The organism is Streptomyces sp. NPDC052012, from assembly GCF_040689265.1.
Classification (GTDB): Bacteria; Actinomycetota; Actinomycetes; order Streptomycetales; family Streptomycetaceae; genus Streptomyces.
In genome coordinates this window covers 274,030-291,296 of record NZ_JBFAXA010000005.1, presented here as the reverse complement: position 1 = coordinate 291,296, position 17,267 = coordinate 274,030, and the positions used below count along the sequence as shown (strand labels likewise).

Sequence of the window (17,267 nt, the reverse complement as noted above, 5' to 3'; positions counted from 1 at the left end):
GATCATCGTGCCCGGACGGGCGGGCCGGGAATCCTCGGCCGCACCGGCCCCCGGCGCGGCGCGCTCAGTGGCAGAGCCGGGCCTCGTGCTCCGCGTGGCCGCCGGGCTCCAGCTGGAAGGTGCAGTGCTCCACGTCGAAGTGGTCGCCGAGGCAGCTCTGCAACTCGTGCAGCATCTTCTCGTGCCCTAGGGCGCTCAGGACCTCCGAGCTGACCACGACGTGCGCGGACAGCACCGGCATGCCCGAGGTGATGGTCCAGGCGTGCAGGTCGTGGACGTCCTCCACGCCGTCCGTGGCCAGGATGTGCGCCCGCACCTCGGCCATGTCCACACCCTTGGGCGCCGCCTCCAGCAGCACGTCCAGGGTCTCCCGCAGCAGCTTGACCGTTCGCGGCACGATCATCAGGGCGATCACCAGAGAGGCGATCGGGTCGGCGGCCGTCCAGCCCGTGGTGACGATCACCAGCGCGGAGAGGATCACCGCGACGGAGCCGAGCGCGTCGGCGGCCACCTCCAGGAAGGCGCCGCGCACGTTCAGGCTCTCCTTCTGCCCGCGCATCAGCAGCGTCAGCGACACCAGGTTGGCGACCAGGCCGATCGCGCCGAACGTCATCGCCAGACCGCCCTTGGTGGCGGCCGGGGAGACGAACCGCTCGACCGCCTCGTACAGCACGTAGCCGCCGACACCGAGCAGCAGCAGACAGTTCGCCAGGGCCGCCAGGATCTCCGCACGGGCCAGCCCGAAGGTGCGGCGCTCGCTCGGCGGGCGGGCCGCGAAGTGGATCGCGAGCAGCGCCATCCCGAGCCCCAGGGCGTCGGTCGCCATGTGCGCGGCGTCCGCGACGAGGGCCAGCGAGTCGGCCAGCACACCGCCGACGATCTGGACCACCATCACGCCGAGCGTGATCGCCAGCGCGACGCGCAGGCGGCCGCGGTAGGCGGCACTCGCGGTGCCGCCGGCCGGCGCGCCGTGCGCATGCCCGTGATCGTGCCCAGCCCCCATGCGTGCCGTCCTTCCGTGACGCGGTCCGGATCACAGTGAACTACGGGGAGGGGGTATGGGGCAACGCGGCACTGAACACCGTTGTCATGTGCCCTGACCTGCGGGTTTGCTCCGCAGGTCAGGCGGTTGTCCGTCGGCTGCGCGATCAGCCACGGACTGCCTGCTCCCGGGACTCCACCCTTGCCGCAACGGCGCTTCGCCTAAGCCTTGCCGTGCCAGCCCTGCCAGGCCGAGTCGACCATCTCGGACACCGAACGGCGGGCCTTCCACCCCAACTGATCCGCCGCCCGCTCCGCCGATGCCACCGCACGGGGTGCGTCGCCCGGACGGCGGGGTTCCACGACCGGAGGCCGCCCCTCGCCGGTCACCTCGGCGATGACCGTGATCAGTTCGCGCACGGAGACGCCCTCGCCGCGGCCGATGTTGACGGTCAGGTCACCCGAGACGTCGCCGTCGGACAGCCGGCGTGCCGCCGCCAGGTGGGCCTCGGCGAGGTCGGAGACGTGGATGTAGTCACGGACGCACGTGCCGTCCGGCGTCGGATAGTCGTCGCCGAAGATCCGCGGGGCCTCGCCCCGGGTGAGCCGGTCGAAGACCATCGGCACGATGTTGAAGACCCCGGTGTCCGCCAGCTCCGGCGCCCCCGCGCCCGCGACGTTGAAATAGCGCAGGCACACCGTGGCGATTCCGTGCGCCCGGCCCGCCGCCCGCACCAGCCACTCACCGGCGAGCTTGGTCTCGCCGTACGGGTTCACCGGCGCGCAGGGCGCGTCCTCCGTGATGAGGTCCACGCCGGGGTCGCCGTACACGGCCGCTGAGGAGGAGAAGACGAAGCGGTCGATCCCGGCCTGCGCCACCGCGTCGAGGAGCGTGGCGAGACCGCCCACGTTCTCCCGGTAGTAGCGCGTCGGCTGGGCCACGGACTCGGCGACCTGCTTGCGGGCGGCGAGGTGCACCACTCCGGTGACCCCGTGTTCGGCGCACACCCGCTTCAGCAGCGCAGCGTCCAGCGTCGAGCCCTCGACCAGCGGCACCTCGACGGGCAGTCGTCCCGGGACCCCGGCCGAGAGGTCGTCCAGGGCGACGACACGCTCCCCGGCCTCGGTCATGGTCCGCGCCACATGGGCCCCGATGTAACCGGCCCCGCCGGTGATCAGCCATGTCATGGTCGCCCACCCTATGCCGAGCGCCCCGGCGAGGGGGAAATGTCCCCGATCTCCTTCAACGCCCCTTCTGGCGGCGCGGTTTGTGGGCCGGGCCCCGCATCGCCCATGATGATCGCGGCACAGGCGCGGGCGAACCGCGTCGATCCAGCCGTGGAACGGGCGGTGAACGCCGGCTTCCGGGGATCCGATAGCCTCTGCCGACATGCCGCCCGGGGTCCGGCACGGGCGCCCCCACCATGTACATGACCGGCGCGGATGCGCCGGTACCCAGGGAGTGAGTTCGGTTGTCGACCGCCATCCTCACCGGTCAGCCGGTCCCCGGCTCGTCGCTCGAGGGCGATCTGCGCTCCCTCGGCTTCGACGTCCGGACCGCGTCCGGCCCGGCCGAGGCCGAGACGCTGCTCGCCGAGGTGCCCTCGGGCGAGCGCGTCGCCGTCGTCGACGCCGGGTTCGTGGGCCATGTGCACGCCCTGCGCCTCGGTCTCACCGACCCCCGCTTCCCGCTCGCCGCGATCCCCGGCGCCGTCACCGCCCAGCCGGCCGGCCGCCAGGCCCTGACCCGGGCGATGGCCCGCGAGAACTCCGCGGCCGGGGGGACGGCGGACGAGGGTGCCTCCGCGCGAGCGCAGGCCGGCGTGGTGGCCGTGGACAGCCTCCCCGACCGCATCGTCACCGCGCTCGACGCCGACGGCGCCGACGTGCACCGCCCCGACCTCGGCAGCCTCGTCGCCGCCGTCCCCGCCGACCCCCAGGCCCGCAACGAGGCCCGCCAGGCCGTCGCCGCCGTCGACGACGAGGCCGTCCGCCTGAAGTCGGCCGTCAAGGCCCGCGACGGCTTCTTCACCACGTTCTTCATCAGCCCGTACTCCCGCTACATCGCCCGCTGGTGCGCCCGCCGGGGCCTGACCCCCAACCAGGTCACCACCGCCTCGCTGCTCACCGCGCTCATAGCGGCCGGCTGCGCCGCCACCGGCACCCGCGGCGGCTTCGTCGCCGCCGGCGTGCTGCTCATCGCCTCCTTCGTGCTGGACTGCACCGACGGCCAGCTCGCCCGCTACTCCCTGCAGTACTCCACCCTCGGCGCCTGGCTCGACGCCACCTTCGACCGGGCCAAGGAGTACGCCTACTACGCCGGCCTCGCCCTCGGAGCCGCCCGCGGCGGAGACGACGTATGGGCCCTCGCCCTCGGCGCGATGGTGCTCCAGACCTGCCGGCACGTGGTCGACTTCTCGTTCAACGAGGCCAACCACGACGCCACCGCCAACACCAGCCCCACCGCCGCCCTCTCCGACAAGCTCGACAGCGTCGGCTGGACGGTCTGGGTGCGCCGCATGATCGTCCTGCCGATCGGCGAACGCTGGGCGATGATCGCCGTCCTGACGGCCGTCGCCACCCCCCGCATCACCTTCTACGCCCTGCTCATCGGCTGCGCCTTCGCCGCGACCTACACCACGGCGGGCCGTGTCCTGCGCTCGCTGACCCGCAAGGCGAAGCGGACCGACCGGGCCGCGAAGGCACTGGCCGACCTCGCCGACAGCGGACCGCTCGCCGAGGGCGTCGCCAAGGCGCTGCGCGACCCCGCCCGCCGGCTCCCCGGCTTCGCCGTCCCCGCCCTCGCCCTGCTCGGCGGCGCGGCCGTCGTCACCACCGCCGCGCTCACCGGCTTCGGCAGTGCCTGGACGATCGCCGCCGCCGCCGTGTACGCCGCGACCTCGGGCCTCGCCGTCGCCCGCCCCCTCAAGGGCGCCCTCGACTGGCTCGTCCCGCCGTTCCTGCGCGCCGCCGAGTACGGCACCGTTCTGGCACTGGCGGCCCACGCGGAGGTGAACGGAGCCCTTCCCGCGGCCTACGGGCTGGTGGCCGCGGTCGCCTACCATCACTACGACACGGTCTACCGCATCCGCGGCAACGCGGGCGCGCCCCCGCACTGGCTGGTGCGGGCGATCGGGGGGCACGAGGGCCGCACGCTCGCGGTCGCCGTTCTGGCGGCACTGCTCACCGCCTCGCAGTTCACGGTCGCGCTCACGGTGCTCGCCGTGGCCGTGGCCCTGCTGGTGCTCGCCGAGAGCATCCGCTTCTGGGTCGCCGCCCACCAGGGTGGCGCGCCCGCCGTACACGATGAAGGAGAACCCGCATGATCGGCCTCGTGCTGGCGGCCGGCGCCGGACGGCGTCTGCGCCCCTACACCGACAGCCTTCCGAAGGCGCTGGTGCCGGTGGGGCCCGCGGGTATAGAGGGCGAACCGACGGTCCTGGACCTGACCCTCGCGAACTTCGCCGAGGTCGGTCTGACCGAGGCCGCGATCGTCGTCGGCTACCGCAAGGAGGCCGTGTACGAGCGCAAGGCGGCCCTGGAGGCCAAGTACGGCCTCAAGCTCACCCTGATCGACAACGACAAGGCCGAGGAGTGGAACAACGCCTACTCCCTGTGGTGCGGCCGTGACGCCCTCAAGGACGGCGTGATCCTCGCCAACGGCGACACCGTCCACCCGGTCTCCGTCGAGAAGACGCTGCTCGCCGCCCGCGGCGAGGGCAAGAAGATCATCCTCGCGCTGGACACGGTGAAGTCGCTGGCCGACGAGGAGATGAAGGTCGTCGTCGACCCCGCCAAGGGCATGACGAAGATCACCAAGCTGATGGACCCGGCCGAGGCGACCGGCGAGTACATCGGCGTCACCCTCATCGAGGGCGACGCCGCCCCGGAGCTCGTCGACGCGCTGAAGACGGTCTGGGAGACCGACCCGCAGCAGTTCTACGAGCACGGCTACCAGGAGCTGGTCGACCGCGGCTTCCGTATCGACGTGGCGCCGATCGGCGACGTCAAGTGGGTGGAGATCGACAACCACGACGATCTCGCCCGCGGACGGGAGATCGCATGCCAGTACTGACCCGGCTCATCCCCTCCCCGCTCGTCGTCGACATCCGCCCCGGCGCCCTCGACGACCTGGGCTGTGTCCTCGCCGACGAGCGCATCTCGCACTCCGGCCGGCTCGCCGTCGCCGTCAGCGGCGGCTCCGGAGCCCGGCTGCGCGAGCGCATCGCCCCCTCGCTGCCCGGCGCCACCTGGTACGAGGTCGGCGGCGGCACCATCGACGACGCGGTCCGGCTGGCGAGCGACATAAAGGCCGGCCACTACGACGCGGTCGTCGGACTCGGCGGCGGCAAGATCATCGACTGTGCCAAGTTCGCCGCGGCCCGCGTCGGCCTGCCCCTGGTCGCCGTGGCCACCAACCTGGCGCACGACGGCCTGTGCTCCCCGGTCGCGACCCTCGACAACGACGCCGGCCGCGGCTCCTACGGCGTGCCGAACCCGATCGCCGTCGTCATCGACCTCAACGTGATCAGAGAGGCCCCCGTCCGGTTCGTCCGCTCCGGCATCGGCGACGCCATCTCCAACATCTCCGCCGTCGCGGACTGGGAGCTGGCCGGCCGGGTCAACGGGGAGAAGATCGACGGCCTCGCCGCCGCCATGGCCCGCCAGGCCGGCGAGGCGGTGCTCAGGCACCCGGGCGGCGTCGGCGACGACGACTTCCTGCAGGTCCTGGCCGAGGCGCTGGTCCTCACCGGGATCGCCATGTCGGTGTCCGGCGACTCGCGCCCCTCCTCCGGCGCCTGCCACGAGATCAACCACGCCTTCGACCTGCTCTTCCCGAAGCGGGCAGCCGCCCACGGCGAGCAGTGCGGCCTGGGCGCCGCCTTCGCGATGTATCTGCGCGGCGCGCACGAGGAGTCGGCGTACATGGCCGAGGTGCTGCGCCGGCACGGGCTGCCGGTGCTGCCGGAGGAGATCGGGTTCACGGCCGACGAGTTCGTCCGCGCGGTCGAGTTCGCCCCGGAGACCCGCCCCGGCCGCTACACGATCCTCGAACACCTCGACCTGAAGACCGACCAGATCAAGGACATCTACGCCGACTATGTCAAGGCCATCGGTAGCTGAACTCCGTCCGGTCGTGCACCCCGCGGGGGTCAAGGACCGGCGCAGCGGTGAGCACTGGATGGGACGCCTCTACATGCGTGAGGTGTCCCTGCGGGTCGACCGCTACCTGGTGAACACCAGGGTCACCCCCAACCAGCTCACGTACCTGATGACCGTCTTCGGAGTCCTCGCGGCCCCGGCCCTGCTGGTGCCGGGGATCGCGGGAGCCGTCCTCGGTGTGGTCATGGTCCAGCTGTATCTGCTGCTGGACTGCGTCGACGGCGAGATCGCCCGCTGGAAGCAGCAGTTCTCCCTCGGCGGGGTCTACCTCGACCGGGTCGGCGCCTATCTGTGCGACGCGGCCGTCCTCGTCGGTCTGGGCCTGCGCGCCGCCGATCTGTGGGGCCCCGGCCGCGTCGACTGGCTGTGGGCCTTCCTCGGCACCCTGGCCGCGCTCGGCGCGATCCTGGTGAAGGCCGAGACCGACCTGGTCGGCGTCGCCCGTCACCAGGGCGGTCTGCCGCCGGTCAAGGAGGCCGCCGCCGAGCCGCGCTCCTCCGGCATGGCGCTGGCCCGCAAGGCCGCCGCCGCGCTGAAGTTCCACCGCCTGATCCTCGGCATCGAGGCGTCCCTGCTGATCCTCGTCCTCGCGATCGCCGACCAGATCCACGGCGACCTGTTCTTCACCCGCCTCGGCACCGCCGTCCTGGCCGGCATCGCCCTGCTGCAGACCCTGCTGCACCTGGTGTCGATCCTCGCGTCGAGCAGGCTGAGGTGAGCGCCTTGAAGGTCGGGGCCGTCATCATCACCATGGGCAACCGCCCCGACGAGCTGCGCGCCCTGCTCGACTCGGTCGCCAAGCAGGACGGCGACCCGGTCGAGGTGGTCGTCGTCGGCAACGGCTCGCCCGTCCCCGACGTCCCCGAGGGCGTCCGCACGATCGAGCTGCCCGAGAACCTCGGCATCCCCGGCGGGCGCAACGCCGGCATCGAGGCCTTCGGCCCGGGCGGCCGCGACGTCGACATCCTGCTGTTCCTCGACGACGACGGACTGCTGGCCGGCCACGACACCGCCGAGCTGTGCCGGGAGGCGTTCGCCGCCGACCCGCGGCTCGGCATCATCAGCTTCCGCATCGCCGACCCCGAGACCGGGATCACCCAGCGCCGCCACGTGCCCCGCCTGCGGGCCTCCGACCCCATGCGCTCCTCGCGGGTGACCACCTTCCTCGGCGGGGCCAACGCGGTGCGCACCCAGGTCTTCGCCGAGGTCGGCGGCCTGCCGGACGCGTTCTTCTACGCCCATGAGGAGACCGACCTGGCCTGGCGGGCCCTCGACGCCGGCTGGCAGATCGACTACCGCTCCGACATGGTGCTGTACCACCCGACGACCGCCCCCTCCCGGCACGCGGTCTACCACCGCATGGTCGCCCGCAACCGCGTCTGGCTGGCCCGCCGCAACCTCCCCGCGCTGCTGATCCCCGTCTACCTGGGCGCGTGGGTCCTCCTCACCCTTGTGCGCCGCCCCACACGCGCCGCGCTGAAGGCGTGGTTCGGCGGATTCAGGGAAGGGTGGACGACACCCTGCGGGCCGCGCCGGCCCATGAAGTGGCGTACGGTGTGGCGGCTGACCCGACTGGGCCGGCCCCCCGTGATCTGACAAGCTCGTATCCGGGAACATCGGGGCCGTACCCAGGCTCCCCGGCTCATGCCAGGCCGCTCAGGGCCGCGCATCTCGAGGACGAAAGTTTTCCACCAGTGAGTGAGACAACGCACGACGGCACGGTCGCGGTCAGCGCGCCCGTGTCGCCCGACGAGGGCCTCACGGCGGCCGAGCTCGCCGCCAAGTACGGGCTGTCCGTCAGCGGCGCCCGGCCGTCCCTCATCGAGTACGTCCGTCAGCTCTGGGGGCGGCGCCACTTCATCCTCGCCTTCTCCCAGGCGAAGCTGACCGCCCAGTACAGCCAGGCCAAGCTCGGCCAGCTGTGGCAGGTGGCGACACCGCTGCTGAACGCGGCCGTGTACTTCTTCATCTTCGGCCTGCTGCTGGGCGCCAACCGGGGTATCCCGAGCGACGTGTACGTCCCGTTCCTGGTGACCGGCGTGTTCGTGTTCACCTTCACGCAGAGCTCGGTCCTCGCGGGCGTGCGCGCCATCTCCGGCAACCTGGGCCTGGTGCGCGCCCTGCACTTCCCGCGGGCCTCGCTGCCGATCTCCTTCGCGCTCCAGCAGCTCCAGCAGCTGCTGTTCTCGATGATCGTGCTGGTCGTGGTGATGCTGGCGTTCCGCAGCTTCCCCGACCTGTCCTGGCTGCTGGTCGTGCCGGCGCTGCTGCTGCAGTTCGTCTTCAACACGGGCCTCGCCCTGATCTTCGCCCGCATGGGCAGCAAGACCCCCGACCTGGCCCAGCTGATGCCGTTCGTGCTGCGCACCTGGATGTACGCCTCGGGCGTGATGTTCAGCATCCCGGCGATGCTCGCCGACAAGGACGTCCCCGGCTGGCTCGCCGACGTGCTGCAGTGGAACCCGGCCGCCGTCTACATGGACCTCGTCCGCTTCGCGATGATCGACGACTACGGCTCCTCCTACCTGCCCCCGCACATCTGGGCCTTCGCGGTCGGCTGGGCGCTGCTGGCCGGTGTGGTGGGCTTCATCTACTTCTGGAAGGCGGAGGAGAGGTACGGCCGTGGCTGACGACAAGACGGGCGCGCGCGTCCCCACCGTCATCGCGGACGACCTGCACATCGTCTACCGCGTGAACGGTGCCCGGTCCGGAAAGGGCAGCGCCACCGCGGCGCTCAGCCGCATCCTCAGGCGAGGCAAGGACGACGAGGCGCGGGGCGTGCGCAAGGTGCACGCCGTGCGCGGGGTCTCCTTCGTCGCCTACCGCGGCGAGGCCATCGGCCTGATCGGCTCCAACGGCTCCGGCAAGTCCACCCTGCTGCGGGCCATCGCCGGGCTGCTGCCCGCCGAGCAGGGCAAGGTCTACACCGACGGCCAGCCGTCCCTGCTGGGCGTGAACGCGGCGCTGATGAACGACCTGACCGGCGAGCGCAACGTCATATTGGGCGGGCTCGCCATGGGCATGTCCCGCGAGCAGATCAAGGAGCGCTACCAGGAGATCGTCGACTTCTCGGGCATCAACGAGAAGGGCGACTTCATCACCCTGCCGATGCGCACCTACTCCTCCGGCATGGCGGCCCGCCTGCGCTTCTCCATCGCCGCCGCCAAGGACCACGACGTCCTGATGATCGACGAGGCCCTGGCCACCGGGGACCGCAAGTTCCAGAAGCGTTCCGAGGCCCGCATCCGCGAGCTGCGCAAGCAGGCCGGCACGGTCTTCCTGGTCAGCCACAACAACAAGTCCATCCGCGACACCTGCGACCGCGTCCTGTGGCTGGAGCGCGGTGAGCTGCGCATGGACGGGCCGACCGACGAGGTGCTCAAGGAGTACGAGAAGTTCACGGCCAAGTGACCCGGAACGCCCAGGGCCCCGCCGGAACTGCTCCGGCGGGGCCCGGCGTCTGCAAAGGAAACGTCAACTCCTGTCCCCTTGAGGAAGCTTGACGCCAATCGGTGTGTTGTTGTGATGTGCGGGTCACCCCGACGGTCGGTATCGCGTTGTACAACGTAAGCTGTACCGGTCCCTAAAGGCGGCAATCAGGGCCATACTGCGCGACACGTCCGGCACTGCCGTCGGGCGGAAGTCCGGGCGGCGTGTCCGAAATAGTGTGTATTGGGTCGGCGGTGTAGAACGGGAGATGTGACGGCAATGGCTACGGAGACTCCCCGGCTGAACGCAGCATGCGCCGTCCCCGCCCCGGGCAGCCCACGATGACGCCGGCCGGCACGGCGCGCGCCGCCGACACCGAGCGCGCCACCCTCGACAAGGCCGCCGCGGAGAACTTCCCCGTGGCGCCGTTCTTCCTGCCCCGGGCCTGGCGCACCGACCTGATGGCCGTCTACGGCTTCGCCCGCCTCGTCGACGACATCGGCGACGGCGACCTGGCCCCCGGCGGCGCCGACGCCGCACTGCTCGGCGTCTCACCCGATCAGGCGGAGGACCGGCCGGCACTGCTGGACGCCTTCGAGACCGACCTGCACCGCGTGTTCGATTCCGTCCCGCGTCATCCGCTGCTGCGCCGCCTCCAGCCGACCGTCCGCCGCCGCGCGCTCACCCGCGAGCCCTTCCTCGCCCTGATCGCCGCCAACCGCCAGGACCAGCTCGTCAAGCGCTACGAGACCTACGACGACCTGCTCGCCTACTGCGAGCTGTCCGCCAACCCCGTCGGCCGTCTCGTCCTCGCCGTCACCGGCACCGCCAGCCCCGAGCGCATCCGCCGCTCCGACGCGATCTGCACGGCCCTGCAGATCGTCGAGCACCTCCAGGACGTCGCCGAGGACCTCGGCCGCGACCGGATCTATCTGCCCGCCGCGGACATGAAGCGCTTCCACGTCCAGGAGGCGGATCTCGCCGCCCCCACCGCCGGCGCCTCGGTGCGCGCCCTGATCGCCTTCCAGGCCGAGCGCGCCCGTGACCTCCTGCGTGAAGGCACCCCGCTCGTGGGTAGCGTCCAGGGCAGGCTCAGGCTGCTGCTCGCCGGGTTCGTGGCGGGGGGAAGGGCGGCGCTCGACGCGATCGCCGCCGCCGAATTCGACGTACTTCCCGGCCCGCCCAGGCCCGGCAGGCTGAGGCTGCTGCGCGAGGCGGGCGTGACCCTGCGAGGAGAGGGGTGATCCGGACCGTGGAGTCGGAACCACACGCGTCCGCACCGGTACTCGCCGCATACCGCTACTGCGAGGCCGTCACCGGGCAGCAGGCCCGTAACTTCGCCTACGGCATCCGGCTGCTGCCCACGCCCAAGCGGCGCGCGATGTCGGCGCTGTACGCGTTCTCCCGGCGCGTCGACGACATCGGTGACGGCGCGCTGGCGGACGACGTCAAGGTCGCACGGCTCGAGGACACCCGCGCGCTGCTCACCCGGATCCGTGCGGGCGCGGTCGACGAGGACGACACCGACCCGGTCGCCGTCGCCCTCGCGCACGCCGCCGGACACTTCCCGATCCCGCTCGGCGGACTCGACGAGCTCATCGACGGCGTCCAGATGGACGTACGCGGCCAGACGTACGAGACCTGGGACGACCTGAAGGTCTACTGCCGCTGTGTGGCCGGCGCCATCGGACGCCTCTCGCTCGGCGTGTTCGGCACCGAACCGGGGGCGCGCGGCGCCGAGCGCGCGCCCGAGTACGCCGACACGCTCGGTCTCGCGCTCCAGCTCACCAACATCCTGCGCGACGTCCGCGAGGACGCCGAGGGCGGGCGCACCTACCTGCCCGCGGACGACCTCGCCAAATTCGGCTGCTCGGCCGGGTTCAGCGGGCCACGGCCACCGGAGGGCTCCGACTTCGCGGGCCTCGTGCACTTCGAAGTGCGTCGGGCCCGCGCCCTTTTCGCCGAGGGCTACCGGCTGCTCCCGCTGCTCGACCGGCGCAGCGGCGCCTGCGTCGCCGCCATGGCCGGCATCTACCGACGCCTCCTCGACCGCATCGAACGCGACCCCGAGGCGGTGCTGCGCGGCCGGGTCTCGCTTCCCGGACGCGAGAAGGCCTACGTCGCCGTGCGCGGGCTGTCCGGCCTGGACGCCCGGCACGTCACCCGGCGGACCGTCAGGAGGCGCGCCTGATGGCCGCAGCGATCCCCGGTGACGCTCCCGGCGAAAAGCGGCGGGCAACCCTCCGCGGCGGGGGTGCGTCCCAGACTGAGACGGCCGGTCGTTCACGGTTCATCTACGGCCGCCGTCGGGGGGAGGGCGCACGATGACCCATGTCACGCGGCCCGGGGGGCCGCTCGCGGACGAACCGGCACCGGACGGGAGGCACGCCGTCGTGGTCGGCGGCGGGCTCGCCGGCGTCACCGCCGCGCTCGCGCTCGCCGACGCCGGGGTGCGCGTCACCCTGCTCGAAGGCCGCCCGAGACTCGGCGGACTCGCCTTCTCCTTCCGGCGCGGCGCCCTCACCGTGGACAACGGCCAGCACGTCTACCTGCGCTGCTGCACCGCCTACCGCTGGTTCCTCGACCGCATCGAGGGATCGGCGCTGGCACCGCTGCAGAACCGGCTCGACGTGCCCGTCGTCGACGTCACCAAGCCCGAGGGACGCAGGCTCGGCCGGCTGCGGCGCGACCCGCTGCCCGTACCGCTGCACCTGGGCCGGAGCCTCGCCACGTACCCGCATCTCCCGCTCGCCGACCGGGCGAAGGTGGGCCGGGCCGCGCTCGCGCTCAAGGGGCTCGACCTGGCCGATCCGGCGCTGGACACCCAGGACTTCGGCAGCTGGCTCACCGCGCACGGACAGTCCGCGCGAGCCGTCGAGGCCCTGTGGGACCTGGTCGGGGTCGCCACCCTCAACGCGGTCGCCTCCGACGCCTCCCTGGCGCTCGCCGCGATGGTGTTCAAGACCGGTCTGCTGTCCGACCCGGGCGCGGCCGACATCGGCTGGGCGCGCGTACCCCTGGGCGAGCTGCACGACCGGCTGGCCCGCAAGGCGCTCGACTCCGCGGGCGTGCGCACCGAGGTCCGTACACGCGTCACCTCCCTCTCACAGAACGGGAACGGGAGGTGGAGCGTCCAGGTTCCCGGCGAGACGCTCGACGCGGACACCGTCGTCCTCGCCGTACCCCAGCGCGAGGCGTACGAACTGCTGCCCGCCGGAGCGCTCGACGCCCCCGAACGGCTGCTGGACATCGGCACCGCGCCGATCCTCAACATCCACGTCGTCTACGACCGCAAGGTGCTCGCCCGCCCCTTCCTCGCGGCCCTCGGCACCCCCGTCCAGTGGGTCTTCGACCGCACCGACGCCTCCGGTCTGACGCAGGGCCAGTACCTGGCGCTGTCGCAGTCGGTGGCCCACGACGAGATCGACGAACCGGTGGCCGTGCTGCGCGAGCGGTATCTGCCCGAGCTCGAGCGGCTGCTGCCGCGCACGCGCGGCGCCGAGGTGCTGGACTTCTTCGTCACCCGGGAGCGCACCGCCACGTTCGCTCCCGCCCCCGGCGTCGGGCGGCTGCGGCCCGGCGCCCGCACCGAGGCACCCGGCCTGTACCTGGCCGGAGCGTGGACCGCCACCGGGTGGCCCGCGACCATGGAGAGTGCGGTCCGCAGCGGTGTCGGCGCGGCGGACGCCGCGCTGAGCGCCCTGGGCCGGCCCCGCCCCCGTCACCTCTTCGAGATCCAGGAGGCGGCGTGATGCTCGATCAGAGCGGCGCGGCAGACCCCCGCACCCCCGGTACCGCGACAAGAGGAGAGACTGTGCCCACTGTGCCCCCGGCCCCGAAGGCCGACCGGAGGACCGCGGTGGACGTGTCCGCGCTGCTGGAGCGCGGCCGGACCCTGGCCACGCCGGTACTGCGGGCGGCCGTCGACCGTCTGGCCCCTCCCATGGACACCGTCGCCGCCTACCACTTCGGCTGGATCGACGCCCACGGCAGGCCCGCGGACGGCGACGGCGGAAAGGCCGTGCGCCCCGCGCTCGCCGTGCTGTCCGCCGAGGTCACCGGCGCCGCCCCGGAGACCGGCATCCCCGGCGCGGTCGCCGTCGAACTGGTCCACAACTTCTCCCTGCTGCACGACGACCTGATGGACGGCGACGAACAGCGCCGGCACCGCGACACCGTCTGGAAGGTGCACGGCCCCGCCCAGGCCATCCTGGTCGGCGACGCCCTGTTCGCGCTGGCGGGTGAGGTGCTGCTGGAGCTCGGCACCGTCGAGGCCGGCCGCGCCGCCCGCCGTCTGACCACCGCCACCCGCGCCCTGATCGACGGTCAGGCGCAGGACATCTCCTACGAGCACCGCGACCGCGTCAGCGTCGAGGAGTGCCTGGAGATGGAGGGCAACAAGACCGGCGCGCTGCTCGCCTGCGCCAGCTCCATCGGCGCCGTGCTCGGCGGCGCGGACGACCGCACCGCCGACGCGCTGGAGAAGTACGGCTACCACCTCGGCCTCGCCTTCCAGGCCGTCGACGACCTCCTCGGCATCTGGGGAGACCCCGAGGCCACCGGGAAGCAGACCTGGAGCGATCTGCGTCAGCGCAAGAAGTCCCTCCCCGTCGTCGCCGCCCTCGCGGCCGACGGGCCCGCCGCCCACCGGCTCGGCGAGCTCCTCGCCGCCGACGCCAAGAGCAGCGACTTCGAGAACTTCTCCGAGGAGGAGTTCGCGGCCCGCGCCGCGCTCATCGAGCAGGCGGGCGGCCGCGAGTGGACCGCCGAAGAGGCACGCCGTCAGCACACCATCGCCATCGAGGCCCTCGACGCCGTGGACATGCCCGAGCAGGTGCGGGAGCGGTTCACGGCGCTCGCGGACTTCGTCGTCGTACGAAAGAGATGATCACTATCGGTCGAATAGCCCTCGCGTAGTCGCCGGCCGGTGGTGCGGGGAGCACGGCACCGGCCGACGGCGGACCCACAGCAGACGCACGCCTTGCAGGACTGCACGAAGGGGAAGCCATGACAGCGACGACCGACGGAAGCACCGGGGCGGCCCTGCCGTCCCGAGTAGCCGCGGCCAGCGACACCGACACCGACACCCCCGTGGCGGCCGGGGTACCCGAGGCAGCCGCCCGCGCCATGCGGCGCGCCACCGACTTCCTGCTGTCCCGCCAGGACGACCAGGGCTGGTGGAAGGGCGACCTCGAGACCAACGTCACGATGGACGCCGAGGACCTGCTGCTGCGTCAGTTCCTCGGCATCCGCGACGAGGACACCACCCGCGCCGCCGCCCTGTTCATCCGCGGAGAGCAGCGCGAGGACGGCACCTGGGCCACCTTCCACGGCGGCCCCGGCGAACTGTCCACCACCATCGAGGCGTACGTCGCCCTGCGCCTGGCCGGCGACGCACCCGACGCCCCGCACATGGCGAGAGCCGCCGCCTGGATCCGCGACCAGGGCGGCATCGCCGCCTCCCGGGTCTTCACCCGCATCTGGCTGGCCCTGTTCGGCTGGTGGAAGTGGGAGGACCTGCCCGAGCTCCCGCCCGAGCTGATCTGGTTCCCCACCTGGGTTCCGCTCAACATCTACGACTTCGGCTGCTGGGCCCGGCAGACCATCGTCCCGCTGACGATCGTCTCCGCCAAGCGGCCGGTGCGGCCCGCGCCGTTCCCGCTCGACGAGCTCCACACCGACCCGGCCGACCCCAACCCACCCCGGCCCCTGGCACCGGCAGGCACCTGGGACGGCGCCTTCCAGCGTCTCGACAAGGGCCTGCACGCCCTGCGCAGGGCCGTGCCGCGCCGGCTGCGCCGGGCGGCCATGAACACCGCCGCCCGCTGGATCATCGAACGCCAGGAGAACGACGGCTGCTGGGGCGGCATCCAGCCCCCGGCCGTCTACTCGATCATCGCGCTGCACCTGCTCGGCTACGACCTCAAGCACCCCGTGATGCGGGCCGGGCTGGAGTCCCTGGACCGCTTCGCCGTCTGGCGTGAGGACGGGGCCCGGATGATCGAGGCGTGTCAGTCCCCGGTGTGGGACACCTGCCTCGCCACCATCGCGCTCGCCGACGCGGGCCTGCCCGCCGACCACCCCCAGCTGGTCAAGGCCGCCGACTGGATGCTCGGGGAGCAGATCGTCCGGCCCGGCGACTGGTCCGTGCGGCGGCCTCATCTCCCGCCGGGCGGCTGGGCGTTCGAGTTCCACAACGACAACTACCCCGACATCGACGACACCGCCGAGGTGGTCCTCGCGCTGCGCCGGGTCGAGCACCACGACCCGGAACGCGTGGACAACGCCATCGGACGCGGGGTGCGCTGGAACCTCGGCATGCAGTCGAAGAACGGCGCCTGGGGCGCCTTCGACGTCGACAACACCAGCCCGTTCCCCAACCGGCTGCCGTTCTGCGACTTCGGCGAGGTCATCGACCCGCCGTCCGCCGACGTCACCGCGCACGTGGTCGAGATGCTCGCCGTCGAGGGCCTCGCCCACGACCCGCGCACCCGGCGCGGCATCCGCTGGCTGCTCGCCGAACAGGAGCCGGACGGCTCGTGGTTCGGACGCTGGGGCGTCAACTACATCTACGGCACCGGGTCTGTCGTCCCCGCCCTGACCGCCGCCGGGATCCCCGGCTCGCACCCGGCGATCCGGCGGGCCGTGGCCTGGCTGGAGTCGGTGCAGAACGACGACGGCGGCTGGGGCGAGGACCTGCGCTCCTACAAGGACGCCCGCGAGTGGTCCGGCCGGGGCGCCTCGACGGCCTCCCAGACGGCGTGGGCGCTGATGGCGCTGCTCGCGGCCGGCGAGCGGGAGTCCAAGGCCGTCGAACGCGGCATCGAATGGCTGGCGGCCACCCAGCGCGAGGACGGCTCCTGGGACGAGCCGTACTTCACCGGCACCGGCTTCCCCTGGGACTTCTCCATCAACTACCACCTCTACCGGCAGGTCTTCCCGCTGACCGCGCTCGGCCGGTACGTCCACGGCGACCCCTTCGCGAAGAAGCCGGCCGCACGGGAGGGCGCCGCGGAGCAACAGCCGCTCGCCGAGGCGAAGGGGAGCTGATGACCGCCCAGCCCGTCTCCGCGCCGCTGCTGATCGCCTGCGCGCTCGGCATCGAGCAGTTCGCCCTGCGCGTGAGCGAGCGCGGCGGCGCGGGCGGGCCGGTCACCGTGCTGCGGACCGGGATGGGGCCGGCGGCCGCCGAGCGGTCCGTCACCCGGGTGCTCGCCCACCCCTCCCTGCGCCAGGCCGCGGTGCTCGCCACCGGGTTCTGCGCGGGGCTCGCCCCCGGCATGCACCCCGGTGACCTGGTGGTCGCCGAGGAGACCCGGGACCCGCGCGGCAGCGTGCCGTGCGTGGGGACCGAGCTGCTCGTCAAGGAGCTGGTGCGCGCCGTGCCCGGACGCACCGTCCACACCGGGCCGCTCACCGGCTCCGACCATGTCGTCCGCGGTCACGAACGGTCCGATCTGCTCGCCACCGGCGCGATCGCGGTCGACATGGAATCGGCGGCCACGCTGCTGAGCGCCGTGCGCACGGGCGCGCGCCCGGTTGCGGCCGTCCGGGTGGTCGTGGACGCTCCAGAACATGAACTCGTCCGGATCGGCACGGTGCGCGGTGGAATATCGGCTTTCCGTGTTCTTCGTTCCGTACTCCCGGCTTTCTATGAATGGCACCGTTCCTTGCTGCTCCCCAGGAGGTGAGCC

16 protein-coding genes are annotated in these 17,267 nt (G+C 72.4%); 14 read left to right on the top strand and 2 right to left on the bottom strand.

All coding sequences use genetic code 11. The features are described 5' to 3' along the window. Nucleotides 1-64: 64 nt before the first annotated feature. Entirely contained in the window at nt 65-1,003 is a 939-nt protein-coding gene (locus AB0412_RS12925) for a cation diffusion facilitator family transporter (RefSeq protein ID WP_366402586.1), read from the bottom strand. Between the two features lie 200 nt (nt 1,004-1,203). Beyond that, the gene (gene galE, locus AB0412_RS12920) at nt 1,204-2,169 is read right to left on the bottom strand and encodes a UDP-glucose 4-epimerase GalE (RefSeq protein ID WP_366402585.1); all 966 of its coding nucleotides are present in this window, start codon (nt 2,167-2,169) and stop codon (nt 1,204-1,206) included. Nucleotides 2,170-2,453: 284 nt separating this feature from the next. Between galE and AB0412_RS12915 the strand changes: the two genes are divergently transcribed. The 14 genes from AB0412_RS12915 (at nt 2,454) to AB0412_RS12850 (ending at nt 17,264) form a co-directional block, all read left to right on the top strand. Further along, nucleotides 2,454-4,307, top strand: coding sequence for a DUF5941 domain-containing protein (locus AB0412_RS12915; protein WP_366402584.1), 1,854 nt, complete (start codon nt 2,454-2,456; stop codon nt 4,305-4,307). Further along, nucleotides 4,304-5,056, top strand: coding sequence for a phosphocholine cytidylyltransferase family protein (locus AB0412_RS12910; RefSeq protein WP_366402583.1), 753 nt, complete (start codon nt 4,304-4,306; stop codon nt 5,054-5,056). Before AB0412_RS12915 ends, AB0412_RS12910 begins: the two co-directional genes overlap by 4 nt. Next, nucleotides 5,044-6,105, top strand: a complete 1,062-nt coding sequence (locus AB0412_RS12905; RefSeq protein WP_366402582.1) for an iron-containing alcohol dehydrogenase family protein — start codon at nt 5,044-5,046, stop codon at nt 6,103-6,105. The genes AB0412_RS12910 and AB0412_RS12905 overlap by 13 nt, the downstream gene beginning before the upstream one ends. A 13-nt stretch (nt 6,106-6,118) precedes the next feature. Then, nucleotides 6,119-6,862, top strand: coding sequence for a CDP-alcohol phosphatidyltransferase family protein (locus tag AB0412_RS12900; protein WP_366402581.1), 744 nt, complete (start codon nt 6,119-6,121; stop codon nt 6,860-6,862). Next, nucleotides 6,859-7,740, top strand: a complete 882-nt coding sequence (locus tag AB0412_RS12895) for a glycosyltransferase (protein ID WP_366402580.1) — start codon at nt 6,859-6,861, stop codon at nt 7,738-7,740. Before AB0412_RS12900 ends, AB0412_RS12895 begins: the two co-directional genes overlap by 4 nt. A 98-nt stretch (nt 7,741-7,838) precedes the next feature. Next, a complete protein-coding gene (locus AB0412_RS12890) occupies nt 7,839-8,774 on the top strand; it encodes an ABC transporter permease (protein WP_366402579.1) in 936 nt (311 codons plus the stop codon). Beyond that, nucleotides 8,767-9,555 carry an ABC transporter ATP-binding protein gene (locus tag AB0412_RS12885; RefSeq protein WP_366402578.1) on the top strand — a complete coding sequence of 263 codons (789 nt, stop codon included), beginning with the start codon at nt 8,767-8,769 and terminating at the stop codon, nt 9,553-9,555. Before AB0412_RS12890 ends, AB0412_RS12885 begins: the two co-directional genes overlap by 8 nt. Before the next feature lie 359 nt (nt 9,556-9,914). After that, nucleotides 9,915-10,817, top strand: a complete 903-nt coding sequence (gene hpnC / locus AB0412_RS12880) for a squalene synthase HpnC (RefSeq protein ID WP_366402683.1) — start codon at nt 9,915-9,917, stop codon at nt 10,815-10,817. Continuing rightward, nucleotides 10,814-11,764, top strand: a complete 951-nt coding sequence (gene hpnD, locus AB0412_RS12875) for a presqualene diphosphate synthase HpnD (RefSeq protein ID WP_366402577.1) — start codon at nt 10,814-10,816, stop codon at nt 11,762-11,764. The genes hpnC and hpnD overlap by 4 nt, the downstream gene beginning before the upstream one ends. Continuing rightward, on the top strand, nt 11,764-11,901 hold the full coding sequence (locus tag AB0412_RS12870) for a DUF6380 family protein (protein WP_366402576.1): 138 nt from the start codon (nt 11,764-11,766) through the stop codon (nt 11,899-11,901). Before hpnD ends, AB0412_RS12870 begins: the two co-directional genes overlap by 1 nt. Further along, nucleotides 11,898-13,325 (top strand): hydroxysqualene dehydroxylase HpnE, encoded by a 1,428-nt coding sequence (hpnE, locus tag AB0412_RS12865; RefSeq protein WP_366402575.1) that lies wholly within the window; start codon nt 11,898-11,900, stop codon nt 13,323-13,325. The genes AB0412_RS12870 and hpnE overlap by 4 nt, the downstream gene beginning before the upstream one ends. A gap of 71 nt (nt 13,326-13,396) precedes the next feature. After that, nucleotides 13,397-14,461, top strand: a complete 1,065-nt coding sequence (locus tag AB0412_RS12860) for a polyprenyl synthetase family protein (RefSeq protein ID WP_366402682.1) — start codon at nt 13,397-13,399, stop codon at nt 14,459-14,461. A 119-nt stretch (nt 14,462-14,580) separates the two neighbouring features. Next, nucleotides 14,581-16,623 (top strand): squalene--hopene cyclase, encoded by a 2,043-nt coding sequence (gene shc, locus AB0412_RS12855; protein WP_366402574.1) that lies wholly within the window; start codon nt 14,581-14,583, stop codon nt 16,621-16,623. Continuing rightward, the gene (locus tag AB0412_RS12850; protein WP_366402573.1) at nt 16,623-17,264 is read left to right on the top strand and encodes a 1-hydroxy-2-methyl-2-butenyl 4-diphosphate reductase; all 642 of its coding nucleotides are present in this window, start codon (nt 16,623-16,625) and stop codon (nt 17,262-17,264) included. Before shc ends, AB0412_RS12850 begins: the two co-directional genes overlap by 1 nt. Nucleotides 17,265-17,267: the final 3 nt, after the last annotated feature.

What these genes read in the sequence shown, in the direction of transcription:
- hpnC (WP_366402683.1), top strand. Translation starts at nt 9,915, where the DNA reads ATGACGCCGGCCGGCACGGCGCGCGCCGCCGACACCGAGCGCGCCACC.
- galE (WP_366402585.1), bottom strand. Translation starts at nt 2,169, where the DNA reads ATGACATGGCTGATCACCGGCGGGGCCGGTTACATCGGGGCCCATGTG.
- hpnE (WP_366402575.1), top strand. Translation starts at nt 11,898, where the DNA reads ATGACCCATGTCACGCGGCCCGGGGGGCCGCTCGCGGACGAACCGGCA.
- AB0412_RS12870 (WP_366402576.1), top strand. Translation starts at nt 11,764, where the DNA reads ATGGCCGCAGCGATCCCCGGTGACGCTCCCGGCGAAAAGCGGCGGGCA.
- AB0412_RS12910 (WP_366402583.1), top strand. Translation starts at nt 4,304, where the DNA reads ATGATCGGCCTCGTGCTGGCGGCCGGCGCCGGACGGCGTCTGCGCCCC.
- AB0412_RS12925 (WP_366402586.1), bottom strand. Translation starts at nt 1,003, where the DNA reads ATGGGGGCTGGGCACGATCACGGGCATGCGCACGGCGCGCCGGCCGGC.
- shc (WP_366402574.1), top strand. Translation starts at nt 14,581, where the DNA reads ATGACAGCGACGACCGACGGAAGCACCGGGGCGGCCCTGCCGTCCCGA.
- AB0412_RS12850 (WP_366402573.1), top strand. Translation starts at nt 16,623, where the DNA reads ATGACCGCCCAGCCCGTCTCCGCGCCGCTGCTGATCGCCTGCGCGCTC.
- AB0412_RS12905 (WP_366402582.1), top strand. Translation starts at nt 5,044, where the DNA reads ATGCCAGTACTGACCCGGCTCATCCCCTCCCCGCTCGTCGTCGACATC.